This window comes from Micromonospora sp. NPDC049107, from assembly GCF_040648595.1.
Lineage (GTDB): Bacteria > Actinomycetota > Actinomycetes > Mycobacteriales > Micromonosporaceae > Micromonospora.
In genome coordinates this window covers 565,674-585,602 of record NZ_JBEZEC010000001.1, presented here as the reverse complement: position 1 = coordinate 585,602, position 19,929 = coordinate 565,674, and the positions used below count along the sequence as shown (strand labels likewise).

Below are 19,929 nucleotides of genomic sequence, written 5' to 3'. Positions count from 1 at the left end.
CCCGCGTTCCCCGATCCCCGTCGAGCTATTTCACGAGCGTCACCACTTTAGTCCGAAATGCACCCTTAGGATCGGATCATTGTTGGTTCAGCCGTCGGTGAGGTGGTGGGTGTGAACGGCGCGGAAGCACTGCTGCGGACGCTGGCCGACGCCGGAGTGGAGGTGCTCTTCACGAACCCCGGCACCACCGAGCTGCACCTGGTCGGGGCGCTGGAGTCGGTCCCCGAACTGCGCGGAGTGCTCGCGCTGTTCGAGGGCGTCGTCACCGGCGCGGCCGACGGCTACGCCCGTATCGCGGGCAAGCCGGCGGCGACCCTGCTGCATCTCGGGCCCGGACTCGCGTACGGGCTCACGAATCTGCACAACAGCCGACGCGCCAACTCGCCGGTGGTCAACATCGTCGGCGACCACGCGACGTTCCACACCGCCTTCGATCCTCCGTTGAACTCGGACATCGCCGCCCTGGGCGGATGGCTGCAAGGGCCGGTTCGCCGACCCGAGGACGCGGCCGGGGCCGGCCCCGACGGCGCGGCCACGCTCGCCGCCGTCCTGGAGCCACCCGGTCAGATCGCCACCGTCATCATGCCGGCGGACGTGTCGTGGTCGGACGGAGGCACGGCCGCACCGCCGATGCCGCCCCGCGCGACGCCGGCCGTCAGCCAGGACGTGCTCACGCGGATCGCGGAGGTCCTTCGCGCCGGGGAGTCCACCGCCCTGATCATCGGCGGGACCGTGCTGCGGGAGTCGGGTCTGTTGGCCGCCGGCCGTATCGCGGCGTCGACGGGCGCGCGGGTGTTCCAGGAGTTGTACTCCAACCGGGTCGAGCGTGGGGCCGGCCTGCCCATGTTTCCCCGGCTCGGCTTCTATCCGGATCAGGTGCTCGACCAACTGCACGGGATACGGCACGTCATCGTCGCGGGCACCAAGGCACCCGTCTCCTTCTTCGCCTACTCCGATCAACCGAGCCTGCTCGTACCCGAGGGAGCGCAGACGCACGTCCTGGCCGAGGTTGGCCAGGACGCCGTCGGCGCGCTCGACCGACTCGCCGACCTGGTGGCCCCGGACGCAACCACCCCGGTGACCGAACCGCGTCGACCGGCGCTGCCGACCGGGAACCTCACCCTGCGGAACTGGACGGACGTCGTCGCGGCGTTGCTGCCGGAACGCGCCATCGTCATCGACGAGAGTGTCAGCTCCGGCACCGCCCTGGCTGCCGCCACCGCTGGCGCTCCCCGCCACGACGTGCTGATGCAGACCGGCGGAGCGATGGGTGACGGCCTGCCCCTCGCCGTCGGTGCCGCGGTCGCGGCACCCGACCGGCCGGTACTGGCGCTGGTGGCGGACGGCTGCGTCATGTACACCGTCACCGCGCTGTGGACGCAGGTACGCGAGGGGTTGAACATCACCAACGTCGTCCTCAACAACCGCGCGTACGCGATTCTGCGCCAGGAGTGGGAGTACTTCAGCAATCGTCCGGGTCACACCAACCCGGACGGAAATCCGCTGTTCGACCTGGCCAACCCACAGATCGACTTCGTGGGTCTGGCGAACGCCTTCGGCATGCCGGCCAGTCGTGTCACCACCGCCGAGCAACTCGCGGAACAGCTTTCCCGAGCGCTGGCCGACGACGGACCGCACCTCATCGAGGCCGTCATCCCGGCCGCCGCGTAGACGCATCCGGTCCCGCGACGCGGCCGCTCGACCCCGGTCGCCACGGCGGCATTGATCGTTTCCGGTCGCCGCTGGCGGGGAACTGCTCAGGTCGAGGTGAGGGGGGAACCATGAGCCGATCCGCACTGCCGCCGACCGTCCGAGCGCCCCGGATGCTCGGGCTGATCCTGCCGTTGGTGGGCACCGTCGCGCTGAGCACCGCCTGCACGGCTGCCGAGGAGGGATCCGACGCGACACCGTCGAGCGCGTCGACGACGTCGGCCCCGGCGAGTCCGACCGACCCGCCGTCCGGGAGCGCCAGCGCGCCGACGACCATCCCGACGTCGGCCTTCGTGGAGCTACCGTCTGAGCTGCGGAAGTCACCCCGACGTTCGACGCCGGTCGCCGAGGCGCTGCCCAAGCTGTGCGGCAACGAGTTCGGCACCGGGGGCCGGCAGGTCACCGCGAGCGCGGCCATGACGGTGACGTACAAGAAGGCCGGCGAGCCCGACAGCAACACGCCGCAGGGCATGATCCACCAGACCATCTTCACCTTCGCGGGCGACGGCGCCACGGACTACCTGCGCCGTCTGAGCGATGCGGTGAAGGCCTGCCCATCCTTCGACCAGGGCGACGACCCGGTCACGGTCGAGAGCAGGGCAGTGCCCGGTGTCGGGGACGAGGCGTTGCTCGTGACCCGCGCCTGGGCCGCCACGAACCTGAACGGCGAGCGCACCGGCGGCGAGGGGTCCAGCCAGATCGCCGTGGCCCGGGTCGACGGGGTCGTGACGGTCTTCGACGACCAGGGCTGGGAGGGCAGCAGCGGCAATCCCGCCATCCTGGACCAGACCATGCGCAAGGGCGTGCGCACGATCGACGCCTGGCAGCGCTAGCGAGAACAGTGGGGCGGCGCACGACAGCGCCGCCCCACGATTCCGGTACGGCTACTCCTCCCAGGCGCTCTGCTGGGTGTAGACGAGGTTGCCGGGGACGACCGTGCCGTTGGTGCGGTACTCGGTGTACGCCCAGAAGTCGCCCTCGGGCAGCGGCCGGTTGGGCTTCAACGTGAAGTTGAGGCTCATGCCGCGCTCGGTCGTCGACGGCAACGTCAGCGTGGCCGGCGCGTAGGTGGCGTTGCGACCGATGATGGCGTGGCTCAACTGGAAGTCCACGACCGGGCCACCGGGCACCTGCGCGAACACGTAGGCCGTGTAGCGCCCCGGCTCGGGCAGGAACTTGTACGCCTGCTCCGCGCTGGTCCAGTACCTGTCACTGCTGTAGACGAGCTTGTCGCCCTTGTACAGGTACAGGTCGAGGTTCGTGTTCGGATCCTCGGTGTTGGCCTCGACGATGATGCCGGCGGTGTTCGCCGGCACCGTGAAGTCGACCTTCTTCACGCCGGACGCGCTCGGGTCGAACACGCCGCCGTACACACCGGCCGGCATCGAGTACGAGTCCCGGCGCATCGGCGTGTAGCCGGTGCTGCGACCGGTGAGCGGGCCGGTGAAGCCCGGCTGGGCGTAGCCGAACGAGCCGCTGGTCATCCGGCCGAACTCCTCGCCGTCGTCAGCGTACGGCCGGGGGGTGATGCCCCACGGGCGGGCGGCGACGGGGATGCGGGCACTGTGGACCTTGCCGCGCCAGGTGATCGACCCGGTGACGTACCGGTCCCAGGGGGCGCTGCCCCGGCGCAGCGTGATGGACACCGTCGCGGACTTGCCCGGCGCGAGCGTCACCGACGCGGGCGACACCGTTACCGTCATGCCGGGCAGGCCGGACACCGACGACCGGTAGGTCTCCCGCGTCGTACCCACGTTGGTCAGGGTGCGCTTGATGGTCACCGGGTGGGTGCCGTCGTACTCGCGCAGCGAGATGGCCGGCAGGTTGAGTTCCTTGCCGTCGGGCTGGGCCGTCTCGCTGAACTCGACCAGGTCGGCCGCGGTCGGCTCGATGACCAGGCCCGGGTCCTTGGCTCCGGTCAGGTTGATGAAACCGCTGCCCTGGTCCAGCGGGTTGCTGGTGCCCCGGGTGTCGGTGGCGGTGGTCCGCAGGGCCGAGGCGACGGTCCCCGGCGACCAGGTCGGGTGCGTGGCGCGCAGGATCGCCGCCGCGCCGGCCACGTACGGCGAGGCCATCGAGGTTCCGGAGTACGCGTCGTAGTCCCGACCGAAGTTACCCGCCGGTGAGACCGCGGCGATGATGTCCGTCCCCGGCGCGACCAGGTCCGGCTTGAAGACGCCGAGGGTCACCTTGTCCGGGCCGGTGGAGGAGAAGTCCGCCACGCTCGGGATCCCCGGGACGCTGGAGCCGTCGCCACCGTTGCGCAGCGACACCCTGGCGTCGGTGGGGTGGCGCATCAGGTAGTTGAACAGCGTGCCGGCCTGCTTCTCGGTGTTCAGGTAGACCACCGGGAAGTTGTAGACGGAGTTGACCCGGTAGTTGCCTTCCGGGACGAACACGACCATCCCGGCCCCGCCCTTCTCCTTCACCTCCAGCGCGGAGTAGAAGGGGGACGACAGCGCGCAGGCGACCACCTTGCCCTTGATCTTGGCCGCGTCCAGGCTGCCGGGTTCGCAGTACGCCGAACCCTGCTCCAGTGAGCCGGCCTGGTCGCCGAAGACCATCGGCCGCGAGGCATCGCCGGGCAGGGCGTCCAGTGAGCCGCCGACCAGCTTGGTGCCGTCGCCCAGCTTGACCGTCGCCTCGTTGGCGTTGGTCACCGCCGCGCCCACCGTGGTGACCCAGGGCGCCGCGTTGCTGATGGCCCCGCTCACGATGCCGGTGTTGCCCGCCGACGCCGCCACGAAGACGCCGGACAGCGTGGCGTTGAGGAAGGCGACACCGATGGGGGTGTTGGCCTCCCAGTCGCCGAGGTCGCTGCCGATGGAGAAGTTCAGGACCTGCACACCGTCGGAGACGGCCGCGTCGATGCCGGCGATGATGTCGGCGTCGTAGCCCATCCCGCCCCAGAGCACCTTGTAGACAGCGATCTGGGCGTCCGGCGCGACACCGGAGACGGCACCGAAGGAGCGGCCGTCGATGGTGACGTCCCGCACCGGCAGACCGGCGGCCGTGGACGCGGTGTGGGTGCCGTGCCCGGCCGCGTCGCGGGGCGACAGGAACTCACCCTCGGGTACGGAGCCACCGCCGGCGAGCCAGGTGTCGGCGAAGTACCGGGCACCGACGATCTTGCCGTTGCAGTGCTCGGCCACGAAGGCCACGCCGGTCTGGCAGGTGCCGTGCCAGGTCTTGGGCGCCGGCATCTTCTTGGCGAACGACGCGCTCTCCGGCCAGATGCCGGTGTCCAGGACGCCGACGACCATGCCCGCGCCGGTGGCCGGGCCGGGCTTGACCGGCTTGGCCGGCTTGACCGGCTTCGCGGCGGCGTCCGTCGTGGACGCGGCGGCCGCGGAGGAGGTCGGCGTACCGGCGGCGGGGGCGCTCGGGGCGGCCGCGAGCGGCATCGCCGATCGGGTGCCCAGCGCCCGCGCGGCGGTGACGGCGCGGACGCGCTTGTCGGCCCGCAGCGCGGTCGCCTGCTTGGCGGTCAGCGTCGCCGAGAACCCGTTGAAGGCGGCGGTGTAGGCGGCCTTGACCTGGACGCCGGCCGCGCCCGCGACGGCGGATCGCTGCGCGTCGAGGTGCCGGCGGTACGCCTGCGACGGCGCCGACGTCACGTCCAGTCGGGCGCCCGGCGTGGGGCGGGTCCGCGCGAGCCCGGACGTCCCACCGACGTACGTGGTCAGCGGCGCCTCGGCCAGCTCGACGACGTAGACACCCGAGCCGTTGGCGTCCACGGCGGTCTTCGGGCTGGTCCCGTCGGCGTCGGCGCGACGATCGGCGCCGTCGGTCAGCGTGGTCCGCCGGTCCGATCCCTTGGTGAAGTAGCCGGCGCCGCCGCTGGCCGACCGGTCGCCCGGCGCTGCCGACGCTGATCCCGCGACGCCGGTTGTGCCGGCGAGCATCGCTGCGACCAGCGTCGGTATCGCCAGTCTTCGCAGATTTTTCCCGCTCGTGCGTGTGGACACGAGACTCCCTTCGATTGCTCCTGTGTGGAGCTTCTTCAGTGACCGCGACCCGCATGGGAGCGCTCCCCCACCTAAGCCCTCGACGGTTAATCGAGGATTCGAGCGGTGTTACGGATCATGATGCAGATAAGATCATGATGTTTCACCCGTGCCTAGATCATGTTTTTTCGGCGCGGCTGCGGGACAATCACCGGCTACGGCCAGAGCCGCACCACGGCGAAGACGGCGGCTATGACGATCGCGGGAAGCACCACGTAGATCACCAGGAGCACCCAGGGCAGCAACCGGAACGCCCTGCCCAGAGTGCTCTCCGGCGGGGTGTAGCGGACCGGCGACCCCAGACCCGTTCGCTGCCACACCAGCCCGGCCGCGTCGGTGAAGCGGATCCTCGCCTGCCCCAGGTACGCGGCAGTGCCGGTCAACTCGAAGCGCACCGCCTCGGACTTCTCCACCACGGCGAAGCGTCTGCCCCCGTTCGCGATCACGGTGCCCTGCATCTCTCGGCGACGTCCGGGCCAGCGGAACGACTCCTGCCAGGCGACGTCGACATGCACATCGAAGATGGGCGCGGCGCTGTGGTTGACGAGGGTCACCGTCGCCTCGGTCGGGTCGCGCCGGACCACGACGCCGTCGCTCTCATCGTCATCGCGGGTCAGTACCGGGATGACCAGGCGCGCCTGCGCCGCCTCGCGGCTCTCCTGCTCGTCCCGACGGACCCGGGTCTCGTGACGGAACAGCAGACCGGTGAAGACGACGGCGAAGGTCGACATGACCAACCCGGCCAGGCTCCCCCACGCCTGCATCCAGTCCGTGATCTTCGGGGCTTCGGCGGCTAGCACCGGATCAGGGTAGGTACGGCCGATGCGTCGCGTCGATCGGGAAGCGGCCCTGACGCCACTGCCAGTGCCGGCCAGCCGACAGGTGGTCGACGATCGCCCGTTGCAGGGCGGTGCGGCGCGGCAACTCGTCCAGCGGTGTGGTCAGCGTCCGGAAGACGAATCGCAGCACCTCGACGTCCGCGTCCAGGCCCTCCGGCTCCTCGTAGGACTCCAGCTCGAACCGTCGCTGGAACCGGATGATGTTCGAGTCGTCGGGCAGGTACTCCCGCAACTGGGGGTCGAGCAGCCACGAGCCGCAGGAGAACGCCGTGTAGTGCTCGTCGGGGAAGTGACGCGGGAAGAAGACCCGGGCCTCGTCGAGCGACGCCGAGACCGCCTCCGGGGTCAGCGGCCCCGCGTCGGGGATGTGCAGGCCGATGGCGCCGTCGCCGCGATGGTGCTGCAACCGGCCCAACTCGTAGACGGCGCCGCGCACGTGCAGCGTCAACCAGCTCTGCATGACCGGCCAGCCCTCGCCGCGCATCCGCCGGTCGACGGCGAGGTTACGACCCAGGTCGGCGAGCGTCGCCCAGGAGACGGCGTCGGGAACGCCGTGGTCGCGGTGGTAGCCCCGCACGATCTCGACCAGCGCGAGGTACGCGTACACGTAGAGATGCCGCCAGGCGGGGCCACGGTCGAGCGGCAGCTCCGGCCCGGGTGGCAGCCAGCCGTACCCGCCGAGATCCGCGCGGACCAGCGCGATCGAACGGTCGAGCAGCCAGCGCAGCTCCGGCGTCCACAGTGGTAAGTCGCGTTCCGGCCACCCCGCCATGATCTCGACGGCGTCGTCCGGCGGCACCGCGAGCCGGTCGAGGATCGCCGGCGCGTCGGCCTTGGCGGGCAGCGGGGCCGAGGGCCGGTCGCCGGCCAGCCGGTGCACCCGCTCGACAGCCTCGACGGGCACCCCGAGCAGGGCTGCGGTCTTCTCCAGATCCACGCCGACGACCCTACCGCCGGTCGGCGTACCCCTGCGCCCCGCGCCGGTCAGACGACGTGGCGCAGATAGCCGGCGATCGCCGCGTCCAGCACCTGCGCGCCCGGCCGCGCCCAGACCTCGGCGGAGAAGACCTCCACCTCGATCGGACCGCGGTAGCCGGCCGCGTCCACCGCCTCGCGCAGCCGCCGCAGCTCGATGCACCCGTCGCCGGGCAACGCCCGGCCGAGCAGCACCCCCTCCGGCAGCGGTGTCACCCAGTCGCAGACCTGGAACGCGGCGATCCGCGCGCCGGCCCGGACGATCTGCGCGTACACGGTGTCGTCCCACCACACGTGGTACGCGTCGACGACCACCCCGACCACCGCCGGATCGAACCGCTCGGCGATGTCGAGCGCCTGACCGAGGGTGACGATCACACAGCGGTCGGCGGCGAACATCGGGTGCAGCGGTTCGATCGCCAGCCGGACGCCGGCCGCCGCCGCGTGCGGCGCCAGCTCGCCGATCGCGTCGGCGACCCGACGGCGGGCACCGTCGACGTCGCGACTGCCCGCCGGCAGTCCGCCGGATACGAGCACCAGCTCGGGTGCGCCCAACGCGGCCGCCTCCTCGATGGCCCGCAGGTTCTGCGCACGCCAGTCGTCGGCGGTGAAGAATCCGCCCCGGCACAGCGACGTGACGGTGAGGCCCGCGTCGCGGACCAGCTTCGCCGCGCGGGCCAACCCGTACTCGGCCACCGGCTCCCGCCACAGTCCGATGCCCGGCACACCGGCCGCCACACAGCCGGCGACCACGTCGGGCAGCGCCCAGCGCTGCGCGGTGGCCTGGTTGAACGAGAACCGCGCGAGACTCACTGGACAACCCCCGCGACGGTGAAGAACGCCCGCGCGCGGGCGGCGGCCAGCTCCGCGTCGGGCAGCAGCCCGGCGGCGTCGGCGAGGGTGAGCAGGGTCGCCAGGTGCGCCGGGGACCGGCCGGACTGCGCGCCGCCGACCATCGTGAAGTGGTCCTGGTGCCCGGCCAGCCACGCCAGGAACACGATGCCCGTCTTGTAGTGCCAGGTCGGCGCCGCGAACAGGTGCCGGGCCAGCGGCACGGTCGGAGCGAAGATCTCGTCGTACGACGTCAGGTCGCCCCGGTCGAGAGCATCCAGCGCGGCGGCGGCGGCCGGCGCGATGGCCGCGAACACGCCGAGCAGCGCGTCGGAGTGGCCCACCTCGTCGCCCCGGATCAGCTCCGGGTAGTGGAAGTCGTCGCCGGTGTAGAGGCGTACCCCGGCCGGCAGTCGACGCCGTAACGCCACCTCCCGGTCGGCGTCGAGCAGCGACACCTTGATGCCGTCCACCGTCGACTGGTGGGCCTTGACCAGCTCGACCACCGTGTCGGCGGCCAGGTCCAGGTCGGCGGACCCCCAGTAGCCGGTCAGCGCCGGGTCGAACATCGGGCCCAGCCAGTGCAGCACGACCGGCTCGCCGGCGGCGGTCAGCAGCTCGTCGTACACCCGTAGGTAGTCCTCGGCGTCGCGGGCGGTGGCGGCCAGGTGCCGGCTGCACATCAGCACCGGCCGCGCGCCGGCGGCGCGGACGTCGTCGAGCTGCTCGCGGTACGCGGCGGTGACCCCGGCCAGGCTGGCCGGGCCGGCCGGGAGCTGGTCGGTGCCGACACCGGCGACGATCCGCCCGCCCACGGCACGGGCCTCGGCGGCACTGCGTCGGACCAGCTCCCGGGTCGCCGGATAGTCCAGCCCCATTCCCCGCTGGGCGGTGTCCATCGCCTCGGCGACACCCAGCCCGTACGACCACAGGTGCCGCCGGAATGCGAGGGTGGCGTCCCAGTCCACCGTCGCCGGGGCGCCCGGTACGTTCTCCGCGCCCGGATCGGCGACCACGTGCGCGGCGGCGTACGCGATCCGGCTGGTCGCCGGTGCGGCCGGGCGGGTGAATCCGTCGGCCCCGGTGAGCCGGTGTCGCCGCCCGCCCGGCAGCGCCACTTCGACGGCGCTCACGGGTGCAGCTCCGGAACCTCGACGCGGACGCCCTCGCGGGCCGCGCGGAGCCCCAGCTCGGCAAGCTGCACGCCGCGCGCGCCGGCCAGGAAGTCCCACGGGAACGGCTCGCCGGCCACGACGTGCCGCAGGAATGCCTCCCACTGCATCTTGAAGCCGTTGTCGAACTCCTCGTTGTCGGGCACCTCGGTCCACTGCGCGCGGAAGTCCTCGGTGACCGGCAGGTCCGGGTTCCACACCGGTTTCGGGGTGACCGCTCGGTGCTGCGCCCGGCAGCGGCGCAGCCCGGCGACGGCGCTGCCCTCGGTGCCGTCGACCTGGAACTCCACCAGCTCGTCGCGGTACACCCGCACACCCCACGACGAGTTGATCTGCGCGATCACGCCGCCGTCGAGTTCGAAGATGGCGTACGCGGCGTCGTCAGCGGTGGCGGCGTAGGCGCGGCCCTCCTCGTCGAACCGCTCGGGCACGTGGGTGGCGGTCACACAGGTGACCGCGGTGACCCGGCCGAACAGCTCCTGGAGCACGTAGTGCCAGTGCGGGAACATGTCCGAGGTGATGCCGCCGCCGGCCTCGGCGCGGTAGTTCCACGAGGGACGCTGGGCCGGCTGCCAGTCGCCCTCGAAGACCCAGTAGCCGAACTCGCCGCGCACCGAGAGGATCCGACCGAAGAAGCCGCCGTCGACGAGCCGCTTGAGTTTGCGCAGGCCGGGCAGGAACAGCTTGTCCTGCACGACGCCGGTGCGGACACCGGCCGCGTCGGCGGCGCGGGCCAGGTCGAGTGCGGCGGCGGTGTCCTCGGCGAGCGGCTTCTCCGTGTAGATGTGCATGCCGGCCTCGATCGCCTGGCGGATCGCCTTCTCCCGCTGCTGGGTGACCAGGGCGTCGAAGTAGATCTCGACGTCGTCGCGGGCCAGCGCGGCGGTCAGGTCGGTGGTCCAGTCGGTGAGGCCGTGCCGCCCGGCGAGCTCGCGGAGCTTGGTCTCGTTGCGCCCCACCAGGACCGGTTCCGGCCAGATGGTCGTGCCGTCGGCCAACGTCACGCCGCCGGACTCGCGGATGGCCAGCAGGGACCGGACGAGGTGCTGGCGGTAGCCCATCCGTCCGGTCACGCCGTTGACGATGATGCCGATCGACCTGCGGGTCATGGTGGTCCCCTTCGTCGTGCTGGTCGTTCAGTGGTTGGCGGCCGCGCTGCCGAGCAGTCCGCGCAGTTCGGTGGCGAGCCGGTCGAAGCGGGAGTCCGACATCACCTGCGCGTAGTCGCGGTGCGCGGGCAGCTCGACGTCGAAGGCGCGGATGATCCGGCCGGGCCGGGCGCTCATCACCACGACCCGGGTGCCGAGGAAGACCGCCTCGGCGATGGAGTGGGTGACCAGCACCACCGTGCTGCCGGTCTCCCGCCAGATGCGGTGCAGCTCGGCGTTCATCTGCTCGCGGGTCAGCGCGTCCAGGGCGCCGAACGGCTCGTCCATGAGCAGCACCGGTGGGGCGTGCAGCAGCGCCCGGCAGAGCGCCACCCGCTGCTGCATACCGCCGGACAGCTCGTGCGGCAGCGCCTTCTCGAAGCCGGTCAGCCCGGTCATCTCGATCAGCTCGTCCGCCCGACGGGCCGCCCGCGCCCGGTCCATCCCGCGCATCTCGGCCTGCAGCAGGATGTTGGCCCGCGCGCCACGCCACTGGAGCAGCGCGGCCTTCTGGAAGACGAAGCCGATCTCCTGCTGCGGGCCGCGCACCGGTTGTCGCAACAGCGAGACCTCGCCGCTGGTGGGCTTCACCAGTCCGGCGACGATCTTCAGCAGGGTGGACTTGCCGCAGCCGGACGGGCCGACGATGGTGACGAACTCGCCCGGCTCGATGTGCAGGGACACGTCGTCGAGCGCGGTGGTCCGCGAACGTCGGGTGGTGAACCGGACGGTCACCCCGGACATCCCGATGGCGGTGCCGGTGGTCGCCGGCGCGGCGCTCACCTCGTCAGCCCTTGGCCGCGTACGACGAGTCCCAGTACGCGTCCGGCGCGCCCGGATCCTTCAGCTCCGCGTAGCGGGCCATCAGGTCGATGGTCTCGGACCACTGGGCTTCGGTGTTCACCCCGGCCGGACCGTCGCCGCCGAGCAGCGGCAGGTTGAGGGTGAGCTGCTTGGTGAGCACCTCGGGGGCCGGCTCGTTCTCGGCGAGCGCGACCATGGCGCTCACCGCGCCGGCCGGGTCGCGCGCCGCGTCGGCCCAGGACTTCTGGGTGGCCCGGACGAACCTGCGGGCCAGCTCCGGGTCCTTCTGCAGGGTCTGGGTGTTGGCGATCAGTCCGGTGCCGAGCAGGTTCATCCCGTAGTCGGCGAAGAGCAGCACGTCGACCTTCTTGCCGGTCTTGCTCTCGATGGTGGGCGCCTGGTCGTGGAAGAAGCCCATGATGGCGTCGACCCTGCCCTCGGCCAGGGCGGCGATCTTGCCGGCGGCGTCCACGTTGACGACCTTGACGTCGTCCTTCTTCAGGCCGTTCTTCTCCAACCAGGCCGGGAAGGTCGCGTAGAGGGCGTCGCCGGGTGTGCCGCCGACGGTCTTGCCCTTGAGGTCGGCCGGTGTCCTGATGTTCTTCTCGGTGAAGAACTCCACCGAGGACGGGCCCTTCTCCAGGTATGCGCCGAGGCTGCGCACCGGCATCCCGCTGGCCACCGACTTGAGCAGGACGGGACTGTCGGCCCAGCCGAAGTCGGTCTGTTTCTGGGCGACCTGCTTGACGGTGTTGCCGGAGCCGTTGCCGGGCAGGACCTTCAGGTCGATGCCCTCGGCGGAGTAGTAGCCCTGCTGCAGACCGTAGTAGAAGGGCGCGTGCTCGCCGTACGGCACCCAGTTGAGGGTGAGGGTGACCTGTTTCCTGCCGTCGGCGCCGGTCCTGCCGGCGGAGTCCGAGCCGCCGCAGCCGGCGGCGGCGAGCAACAGGGCGGCGGTGGCCAGGATGGTGGTGGCGGTGCGCTTCATCGGTGCCTCCGTGATGGGGTCGGTCAGGAGGTGGTGAGGGACACGCCGGCGCGACGGCTGGCGTGCCACGGGATGAGCAACGCCTCGGCGATCTCGACCAGAACGAACAGGACGATGCCGATGGCGGACATCAGGATCAGGTCGGCGAACAGCAGCGGGGCGTCGAGGTTGCCGTTGGCCAGCAACAGGACGTAGCCGAGCCCCTCGCTGGCGCCGACGAACTCGCCGACCACGGCGCCGACCACCGCGAGGGTGACCGCCACCTTCAGGCCGGCCATGAGGTGCGGCAACGCGTTCGGGAAGCGGATCTTGCGGAAGGTCCGCCAGGGCCCGGCGCCCATCGTGGCGGAGAGGTCGAGCAGTTCCGGGTCGGTCGAGCGCAGGCCGGCGACGCCGGAGATGACCACCGGGAAGAACGCGATGAGCACCGCCAGGATGATCTTCGGAGTGAGGCCGAGACCGAACCAGACGACCAGCAGCGGCGCGATGGCGATCTTCGGGATGACCTGTGCGAACAGGACGATCGGATAGAGCGCCTTGTCCAGGGTGCGCGAGTAGGCGATGGCGACCGCGGTGGCCAGCCCCAGCGCGGCGGCCAGGACGAAGCCGAGCACGGTCTCGTAGAGGGTGACCAGGGTGTGCCGGGCCAACTCGGACCACTGGTCGGTCATCGTGGTCCAGACCTGACCGGGGGTGGGCACGAGGTAGTTCGGCACGTACTCCCGGGCGGCGACGAACCACCAGGCGAGGACAAAGGCCGCCAGCACGAGCGCCGGCCGCCAGAGCGAGTCGGCGACCGCCGCCGCGCGACGGCCGAGCGTGCGTCGGGGTGACCGGTCATCATCGTCCGGCGACGGACCGGCCGCTCCGGATCCGAGCCCGCTCCCGACGCGAGCGTCGGCCGATCCGGGCGAGGAGTCCGCCGGGGCGGCTGAATCCGTTTCCCGCCCACCAGTCGCCTGGTCGGCGGCGGCGCGCCGGCCTGCCGTGTCCAAAGAGTTCTCGGTCACGCGAACCTCCTCGGGGCCCGGCGCGGCACCCGGGGGCCGGGTCGGTCGGCGGGTCAGGCAAACGCTTTCCTGGGAGCGTAGGCGGCGTCCAGACCGCAGGCAAGGCCTTTCCTCGATCTATTCGACGCCCGTCGGGCCGCCCGGTGAAGGCGTCGCCCACGGTCGACTCGGCTTGCTGGAAACCGGGCCTTCCCTCCCTCTCGGACACCGCGACTGCCCTGAAACCGAGTGGATCATCGCCCTCGCGGTCCGAACTGGACCGCGCGGCACCGGCGGCGTCAGCCGGCAGCCGGATAGGTGTCGAGCAGGCCGCACATCCCCAACCGGCCACGCTCGACGGGCGCGTCCACCGCGTACACGCCGGCCCCGCCCAGATAACGCCACTCGCCCCGCTCCAGGGCGTCCAACTGGGCGCCGGTGCCGGCGGCGGCCGCACCCGCGCCGTCCGCCCACCGCTGCCGCCAGGCCGCCAGCAGCGGCCGGCGCAGCGCCGCCGCCGCCGCGTAAAAGGCGGCCAGCGCCGTCGGCCCACCGGACCGCAGCGCCGCGAAGCCGGCCACCGCCAGATCCCGCCGACGGTACGCGCCCCGCACGTCCGCCTCCGGCGCTCCCCCGTCCGGCAGCGCCGCGGCCTCGGCGTACGCCTCGGGGTCGGCCAGCACCTCGGGCGGGAAGGTCAGGACCGCGTCGCCGGCCTCGGGCAGGCCGCTGTTCTGCATGAGCACCACGATGGACAGATCACCGCCGTTCACCAGGCGGTGCACGGTGCCCGGTTCGAACCACACCACCGTGCCCGCCCGCAGCGGGGTCTCCCGGAAGCCCTCGCCGCCGAGGGTCTGCACCGCGCCCTCGCCGCCGGTCACCACGTACCCCTCGGTGCAGCACAGGTGCACGTGCGGGGTGCCGCCGACCACGCCGTCCGGCGCCGCCGTGTCGTAGACGCGCAGCCGGGACACTCCGATGCCGCCGGGCAGTGCCGCGAAGCGTTCCGACATGGCCGGGCCTCCCTGCGGGAAAGGGCTTTCTCTGCGGTACGGTGACGCTAGCCGGCGCGGCGAAACGCCGTCAACAGACCGAGGGGGCGGGCCATGGCGACCTTGTCCGACGTGGCGCGGCGCGCGGGCGTCTCACCCGCCACGGCCTCGCGCGTCATCAACGGCAGCAGCAAACCGGTCACCGACGAGCTGCGCGAACGGGTGCTCGCGGCCGTCGCCGAGTTGCAGTACGTGCCGAACGCGCACGCCCAACTGCTGGCCCGCTCGCACCGCAGCGCGGTCGGCGTGATCGTGCACGACGTCTCCGACCCGTACTTCGCCGAGATCACCCGCGGCCTGCAACGCGTCGCCACCGACCAGGGCCGGCTGCTGATGATCTGCAACAGCTACCGCGACCCGGACCGCGAGCTGGAGTACGTGGAGCTGCTGCGCGGCCACCAGGTGGCTGCGCTGATCCTGGCCGGGTCCGGCTACCACGACGAGGCCTTCACCCGACAGCTCAACGAGAAGCTCGCCGCGTACGAGGCGACCGGCGGGCGGGTCGCGGTCATCGGCCGCCACGAGCACTCCGGCGACGCCGTCATGCCGGACAACCAGGCCGGCGGTCACCTCGCCGGCCGCGAACTCTGCGCGCTGGGCCACCGGGCGATCGGCGTGGTCGCCGGCCCGCGCATCCTCACCACCACCACCGACCGGCTGGCCGGGCTCCGGCAGGCCCTGGCCGAGCACGGCCTCGACCTGCCCGAGCGGCGCATCCGGTACGCCGAGTTTGACCGGGACGGCGGCGCGGAGGCCACCGCCCGGCTGCTCGACTCCGATCCGGAGCTGACCGCCATCGTGGCGCTCAACGACTCGATGGCCATCGGCGCCCTCGCCACCCTGCGGGCCCGCTCGCTCGCCGTACCGGGACGGATCTCCGTCGTCGGCTTCGACGACATGCCGATCGCCCGCGACGTCACACCCGCGTTGACCACGGTGCGGCTCCCCCTCGTCGACATGGGGGTCCGGGCCATGTCGCTGGTGCTCGGCGCGGCGGCGCCGACCCCCCGGGTCGAGGTGCTGCCCGCCGAACTGGTCCGCCGGGACACCGCCGGGCCGACGCCGGGTCGAGCACGCGCCACGACGATGCCGCGCGCCCGGCGCGCCGACGCCGCCTCCTGACGGGCCCGCAAAACCCGTTGTCCCCGCCGGCGCGTCCTGCGTAGCCTGCGCCCGTGTTGATCCGTACGTTCACCGACCAGGACTGGTCGCAGGTGTGGCCGATCATCGAGGACGTGATCCGGGCACAGGAGACCTTCGCCTACGACCCGGGGATGACCGCGCAGGAGGCGTACGCCCTCTGGGTGGAGGCCGCGCCCGGACGGACCGTCGTCGCGACCGACGGTGATCGGGTGCTGGGCAGCGCGAAGATGGGGGCCAACCGTCCCGGACCGGGCGCGCACGTCAGCACCGCCAGCTTCCTGGTGGCCGCCGACGCCCGGGGCCGGGGCGTCGGCACCGCGCTGTGCCGCGACGCTCTGACCTGGGCCCGCCTCGCGGGGTACGCCGGGATGCAGTTCAACGCCGTGGTGGAGACGAACCGGACGGCGGTCGAGCTGTACCTGCGGGAGGGCTTCGAGGTGGTCGGCACGGTGCCGGGCGCGTTCCGCCACCGAACCCTCGGGCGGGTCGGCCTGCACGTCATGTACCGGGAGTTCTGAGTCCCCCGCCGTGCGGTGCCTCAGCCGCCGGTCGTGCCGACGGCCGGCGCCGGCCCGAGTCCCGGTGCGGTGGACGCCGGTTCGGCGCCCGCGCGGCGGACCGGGGTGAACAGCCCGCCGACCGCCACCAGCAGGCAACCCGCTCCGGCGACGAGCGCCACCGCCGGTACGCCGTACCGGCTGGCCGTCCACGTCAGAATCACCGCGCCGGCCGGGCCGAGGGCGTAGTGCGTGCTCCAGAACGCCGAGGTGACCCGACCGAGCAGATGGTCGGGAGTGATCTCCTGGCGCAGTGACATCGAGCAGATTCCGCCGACGCTGAGACAGCACAGGTACACGGCGGTCAGGGCGGTGACCGTCGGCACGGTCGTCGCGACGCCGACGCCCGCCACCGCGAACCCGCAGATCGCGTGCGCGCCGATCCAGGTGGCGCCGAATCCGCGTCGCCGGCGCAGCGGAGCCACCAGCAGCGCCCCGGCGACCGTGCCCAGGGCCGCCAGGCCGAGTACGGTGCCGACCGTCCCCTCGGTGCCGCCGAGGTCGTGGGTCACGTGGTAGATCAGCACGTCGGTGAAGCCGTAGGTGAGGAAGATGAACACCGACAGCAGGACGGTCAGCGCGCGGAGCACGGGCTGGCGCCACAGGAACCGCGCGCCGGCCAGGAACTCGACCAGCGGGCGTTCCCGGGCCATCGGCGCGGTGTCGGCGGGCTGGGCGGTGCGCAACCGGATCAGCCGCAGGCCAACGGCCGAGAGGGCGAAGCTGGCGGCGTTGACGGCGATGGCGACCGCCGGGCCGAAGCGGGCCGACACCACACCGGCGAGCAGCGGCCCGAGGACGGCGGTCGCCGCGAACGTCGCCTGGAGCCGGCCGTTGGCCTCGGTGATCCGGTCGGCGTCGACGAGGTTGCGGACGGCGGTCACCGCGGCGACCTGGAACAGCATGCCGGCCGCCTCGCAGACCGGCAGCACGACGAAGAGCAGCCAGACGCGCGGGCCAGCGAGCCAGACCAGCGGCACGAGACCGTAGAGGACCAGCCGGACCAGGTCCGCGACGATCATCAGCCGACGCCTGTCGTACCTGTCGACCAGCACCCCGCCGAAGATGCCGGCGGCCACGGACGCCGCGCCCGCGACGGCGGTGAGCAGGCCCATCTGGGCCACCGATCCGGTCGCCTGCAACACCAGCAGCGGTACCGCGAGGTAGGCGAACGCGTCGCCGGCCGCGGAGAGCGACTGCGCGATCCAGTACGTGCCGAAGGCACGGTCCCGCCACAGCGGAGCCCGCGCGGGGCTGGCGGCTCGGCTCATCACGCCGAGGGTAGCGGCCCGCCTCGCGCCGCGCCGACCGTCACACCGGGCCGATGTTCACGAACCCGCCGGGACACCCATGCACCGAGACGGCCGTGGGAGGGACTCCCGCGGCCGTCTCGAGGCGTACCGATAAAGGTCAGCCCTGGCGCAGCGGCGCGAGCGCGGTGCTCCAGGCCACGACCTGGTCGAGGGTGGTGGTCAGCGCCGGCAGGTGCTGGTCGCCGGGCTTGAAGGTGCTGAAGTTCTCGAAGTCGGTGTAGAGCGAGAGCGCGACCTGCGAGCGCACGTCGGCCATCTGCAGCTCACCGGCGATCAGGCGCAGGTGCTCCACGGCCCGGGCGCCACCGAGGGAGCCGTAGCTGACGAACCCGACGGCCTTGTTGTTCCACTCGTTGTAGAGGAAGTCGATGGCGTTCTTCAGGGCGCCGGAGGTCGAGTGGTTGTACTCGGGCGTCACCATCACGAAGCCGTCGAACGACGCGATGGTCTCGGCCCAGCGCAGCGTGTGGGGCTGGCTGTACTGGCCCATCGCCGGCGGCATCGCCTCGTCGAGGTGCGGCAGCTTGTAGTCGAGCAGGTCGATCAGCTCGAACTGCGCGTCGGTGCGCTGCTGGGCGATCTCGTGGACCCAGCGGGCGACGGCTTCGCCGTTGCGCCCTGGGCGGGTGCTTCCGAGGATGATCCCGATCCTGGTCATGGCTGCGCCTTTCAGTAGTCCGAACCTGACCGCCGGAACGCTAGCCGCTCCTTGCTTCGTCAAGCAAATGACCGTGGTATGAGCACCCTCACACCCACAGTAAGCAATTGCTCAATCAAGCAACTATGCTTGCGGGATGGCCGATCCCCACCCCGAGGCGCCGCGACCCCTCGAACCCGACGAGGAGGCGCTGGTTCGCGCCCTGGGCCAGGTGATGTACGTGGTGCCACGCGCGATCGACGCCGACATGGTGGGCGACCGGCAGCTACCGCTGACCGAGTACACCGCCCTGATGAACCTCTCCGAGGCGCCGGAGCGGCGAATGCGGATGCACGAACTCGCTACGGCCTGTTACCTCTCGTTGAGCGGCATGACCCGGACGATCATCCGACTGGAGAGCCAGGGACTGGTCAAGCGGGAACGGTGCGAGGAGGACGCCCGCGGCTGGAACGCGGTGCTCACCGACGCGGGCTTCGCCCGCCTCCAGGAGTCCTGGCCCAGCCATCTCGCTGCCGTACGGCAGCGGTTCCTGCGCCACTTCGAAGGGCTCGACCTGGCCGAGCTGGCCCGCGCGTTCCGGCGCGCGGGAACGGCCGACTGAGGTTCAGGTCACCGGGTCACCGGTCGGCGGCGGCCCGGTCTGCTCAACCTGCTGGATGAGTTGCTTGAGGTGGGCGATCTCGTCGCGCAGGGCGGCCTGACCGGCAGCGGTGAGAGTCACCCAGGTACGCGGGCGCTTGCCCTCGTAGCCCTTCTCGATCTGGATCAGCTCGGCCTTCTCCAGGACGGTCAGGTGCTGCCCGAGATTGCCCGCGGTCAGCTGCAGGGTGGTGCGTAGGAAGCCGAACTCGACCTGGCGAGCCTGGTGCGCGATGGCCAGGATGCCCAGTCGGACGCGCTGGTGGACCACGTCGTCGAGGCCGTTGGTGGGATGGTCGGTCATCGCCTCGGAACCTCGGTGCTCGGCCGGAACAGGGCGAAGGCCGCGCTGCCGAGCAGCAGCAGCGCCGCAGCGAGGAGCAGGTGCGGCAGGAAGAACCACGGCGAGGTCGAGTGGATGACCTGGCCGCCCTGCACCATCACGATCACCAGGTAGACGAGGCTGTACGCAAGCAGCGCCCAGTTGCGTTCGACCCACGCGAGCACCATCAGCGCCAGCGCGATGACCGCGACGGGACTGGCCAGTCCGTTGACGAGCCACGTCGCCGGCCCGACCTCGATCTTGACCGGGTCGGTGGAGAAGGGGTCGGCGGGGACGGGGAGGAGCGGGTGGAACGTCAGCCAGATCGACACGGCGGCCATCAGCACGGCCAACGCGACGCCGACGACGACGTAGGGGCGGATCGGGGTGCCCACGCCACGGCGTCGGGACTGCCGTACGTAGAAGCCGGCGATCGCCACGTACGCGAGCACCAGCGCGACGGTCCAGTACCCGAGCTCCGCCGGATTGGGCGCCATGCAGACCGTGTGCCCCGGGCGGGATCGGCAGGTGTCGAACACATCGAGGTAGGGGGCGTACCGGTAGACGGGGATCGCGGCCAGGGTGACCACCGCGAGGACCAGCAGCGGAAACCAGGTGCCGCGCTGGGCGACCTGGACCTGGCGGGTCAGGTCGCGCACAGCGGCCAACAGCTCCCGAGGACCGTCCGCCTGCGGAGCGGATTCGTGTGTCATGAAGTTAGCTTTGCATTACAGACCTATCCGCGCAAGAGAGTTCGGCAAGATCTCGCGGGTCGGGCC

The 19,929-nt window shown here is 71.7% G+C and carries 19 protein-coding genes; 5 read left to right on the top strand and 14 right to left on the bottom strand.

Annotation, left to right across the window (positions count from 1 at the left end; genetic code table 11):
* Nucleotides 1-111: 111 nt before the first annotated feature.
* A complete protein-coding gene (locus AB0B55_RS02460; protein WP_357169686.1) occupies nt 112-1,671 on the top strand; it encodes an acetolactate synthase large subunit in 1,560 nt (519 codons plus the stop codon).
* A gap of 110 nt (nt 1,672-1,781) precedes the next feature.
* Nucleotides 1,782-2,543, top strand: a complete 762-nt coding sequence (locus tag AB0B55_RS02455; RefSeq protein WP_357117934.1) for a hypothetical protein — start codon at nt 1,782-1,784, stop codon at nt 2,541-2,543.
* Between the two features lie 51 nt (nt 2,544-2,594).
* Here AB0B55_RS02455 and AB0B55_RS02450 read toward each other — a convergent pair whose 3' ends face one another.
* From AB0B55_RS02450 to AB0B55_RS02405, 10 genes are all read right to left on the bottom strand, one after another.
* Nucleotides 2,595-5,615: a S8 family serine peptidase gene (locus AB0B55_RS02450; RefSeq protein WP_357169682.1), complete on the bottom strand. Its 3,021-nt coding sequence runs from the start codon at nt 5,613-5,615 to the stop codon at nt 2,595-2,597.
* Nucleotides 5,616-5,872: 257 nt separating this feature from the next.
* Nucleotides 5,873-6,517: a hypothetical protein gene (locus AB0B55_RS02445; protein WP_357117928.1), complete on the bottom strand. Its 645-nt coding sequence runs from the start codon at nt 6,515-6,517 to the stop codon at nt 5,873-5,875.
* A gap of 4 nt (nt 6,518-6,521) precedes the next feature.
* On the bottom strand, nt 6,522-7,493 hold the full coding sequence (locus AB0B55_RS02440) for an acyltransferase domain-containing protein (protein ID WP_357117925.1): 972 nt from the start codon (nt 7,491-7,493) through the stop codon (nt 6,522-6,524).
* 47 nt (nt 7,494-7,540) lie between these two features.
* Nucleotides 7,541-8,344, bottom strand: coding sequence for a sugar phosphate isomerase/epimerase family protein (locus tag AB0B55_RS02435; RefSeq protein WP_357169679.1), 804 nt, complete (start codon nt 8,342-8,344; stop codon nt 7,541-7,543).
* Nucleotides 8,341-9,495 carry a dihydrodipicolinate synthase family protein gene (locus AB0B55_RS02430; RefSeq protein WP_357169676.1) on the bottom strand — a complete coding sequence of 385 codons (1,155 nt, stop codon included), beginning with the start codon at nt 9,493-9,495 and terminating at the stop codon, nt 8,341-8,343. The genes AB0B55_RS02435 and AB0B55_RS02430 overlap by 4 nt, the downstream gene beginning before the upstream one ends.
* Complete coding sequence (locus AB0B55_RS02425) at nt 9,492-10,643, bottom strand: Gfo/Idh/MocA family oxidoreductase (RefSeq protein ID WP_357169673.1); 1,152 nt, start codon at nt 10,641-10,643, stop codon at nt 9,492-9,494. The genes AB0B55_RS02430 and AB0B55_RS02425 overlap by 4 nt, the downstream gene beginning before the upstream one ends.
* A 27-nt stretch (nt 10,644-10,670) precedes the next feature.
* Nucleotides 10,671-11,465, bottom strand: coding sequence for an ABC transporter ATP-binding protein (locus AB0B55_RS02420; protein WP_357169670.1), 795 nt, complete (start codon nt 11,463-11,465; stop codon nt 10,671-10,673).
* A gap of 4 nt (nt 11,466-11,469) precedes the next feature.
* On the bottom strand, nt 11,470-12,474 hold the full coding sequence (locus AB0B55_RS02415; RefSeq protein ID WP_357169667.1) for an ABC transporter substrate-binding protein: 1,005 nt from the start codon (nt 12,472-12,474) through the stop codon (nt 11,470-11,472).
* A 23-nt stretch (nt 12,475-12,497) separates the two neighbouring features.
* A complete protein-coding gene (locus AB0B55_RS02410) occupies nt 12,498-13,484 on the bottom strand; it encodes an ABC transporter permease (RefSeq protein WP_357169663.1) in 987 nt (328 codons plus the stop codon).
* 278 nt (nt 13,485-13,762) lie between these two features.
* On the bottom strand, nt 13,763-14,479 hold the full coding sequence (locus AB0B55_RS02405; protein ID WP_357169660.1) for a cupin domain-containing protein: 717 nt from the start codon (nt 14,477-14,479) through the stop codon (nt 13,763-13,765).
* A gap of 93 nt (nt 14,480-14,572) precedes the next feature.
* Here AB0B55_RS02405 and AB0B55_RS02400 point away from each other — a divergent pair, with 93 nt between their 5' ends.
* The gene (locus AB0B55_RS02400; protein WP_357169657.1) at nt 14,573-15,640 is read left to right on the top strand and encodes a LacI family DNA-binding transcriptional regulator; all 1,068 of its coding nucleotides are present in this window, start codon (nt 14,573-14,575) and stop codon (nt 15,638-15,640) included.
* 53 nt (nt 15,641-15,693) lie between these two features.
* Nucleotides 15,694-16,179, top strand: coding sequence for a GNAT family N-acetyltransferase (locus AB0B55_RS02395; protein WP_357169654.1), 486 nt, complete (start codon nt 15,694-15,696; stop codon nt 16,177-16,179).
* A gap of 20 nt (nt 16,180-16,199) precedes the next feature.
* On the opposite strand, the gene AB0B55_RS02390 is transcribed toward AB0B55_RS02395, so the two are convergent.
* Nucleotides 16,200-17,489, bottom strand: coding sequence for an MFS transporter (locus AB0B55_RS02390; protein ID WP_357117892.1), 1,290 nt, complete (start codon nt 17,487-17,489; stop codon nt 16,200-16,202).
* Between the two features lie 139 nt (nt 17,490-17,628).
* Nucleotides 17,629-18,189 carry an NAD(P)H-dependent oxidoreductase gene (locus AB0B55_RS02385; RefSeq protein WP_357117888.1) on the bottom strand — a complete coding sequence of 187 codons (561 nt, stop codon included), beginning with the start codon at nt 18,187-18,189 and terminating at the stop codon, nt 17,629-17,631.
* Between the two features lie 136 nt (nt 18,190-18,325).
* Between AB0B55_RS02385 and AB0B55_RS02380 the strand changes: the two genes are divergently transcribed.
* Complete coding sequence (locus tag AB0B55_RS02380; protein WP_357117885.1) at nt 18,326-18,790, top strand: MarR family transcriptional regulator; 465 nt, start codon at nt 18,326-18,328, stop codon at nt 18,788-18,790.
* Between the two features lie 3 nt (nt 18,791-18,793).
* On the opposite strand, the gene AB0B55_RS02375 is transcribed toward AB0B55_RS02380, so the two are convergent.
* Nucleotides 18,794-19,132 (bottom strand): transcriptional regulator, encoded by a 339-nt coding sequence (locus AB0B55_RS02375; protein WP_357117882.1) that lies wholly within the window; start codon nt 19,130-19,132, stop codon nt 18,794-18,796.
* Complete coding sequence (locus AB0B55_RS02370) at nt 19,129-19,863, bottom strand: hypothetical protein (protein WP_357169651.1); 735 nt, start codon at nt 19,861-19,863, stop codon at nt 19,129-19,131. The genes AB0B55_RS02375 and AB0B55_RS02370 overlap by 4 nt, the downstream gene beginning before the upstream one ends.
* Nucleotides 19,864-19,929 lie beyond the last annotated feature (66 nt).

What these genes read in the sequence shown, in the direction of transcription:
- AB0B55_RS02405 (WP_357169660.1), bottom strand. Translation starts at nt 14,479, where the DNA reads ATGTCGGAACGCTTCGCGGCACTGCCCGGCGGCATCGGAGTGTCCCGG.
- AB0B55_RS02450 (WP_357169682.1), bottom strand. Translation starts at nt 5,615, where the DNA reads ATGCTCGCCGGCACAACCGGCGTCGCGGGATCAGCGTCGGCAGCGCCG.
- AB0B55_RS02425 (WP_357169673.1), bottom strand. Translation starts at nt 10,643, where the DNA reads ATGACCCGCAGGTCGATCGGCATCATCGTCAACGGCGTGACCGGACGG.
- AB0B55_RS02385 (WP_357117888.1), bottom strand. Translation starts at nt 18,189, where the DNA reads ATGACCAGGATCGGGATCATCCTCGGAAGCACCCGCCCAGGGCGCAAC.
- AB0B55_RS02370 (WP_357169651.1), bottom strand. Translation starts at nt 19,863, where the DNA reads ATGACACACGAATCCGCTCCGCAGGCGGACGGTCCTCGGGAGCTGTTG.
- AB0B55_RS02415 (WP_357169667.1), bottom strand. Translation starts at nt 12,474, where the DNA reads ATGAAGCGCACCGCCACCACCATCCTGGCCACCGCCGCCCTGTTGCTC.
- AB0B55_RS02400 (WP_357169657.1), top strand. Translation starts at nt 14,573, where the DNA reads ATGGCGACCTTGTCCGACGTGGCGCGGCGCGCGGGCGTCTCACCCGCC.
- AB0B55_RS02375 (WP_357117882.1), bottom strand. Translation starts at nt 19,132, where the DNA reads ATGACCGACCATCCCACCAACGGCCTCGACGACGTGGTCCACCAGCGC.
- AB0B55_RS02455 (WP_357117934.1), top strand. Translation starts at nt 1,782, where the DNA reads ATGAGCCGATCCGCACTGCCGCCGACCGTCCGAGCGCCCCGGATGCTC.
- AB0B55_RS02390 (WP_357117892.1), bottom strand. Translation starts at nt 17,489, where the DNA reads ATGAGCCGAGCCGCCAGCCCCGCGCGGGCTCCGCTGTGGCGGGACCGT.
- AB0B55_RS02380 (WP_357117885.1), top strand. Translation starts at nt 18,326, where the DNA reads ATGGCCGATCCCCACCCCGAGGCGCCGCGACCCCTCGAACCCGACGAG.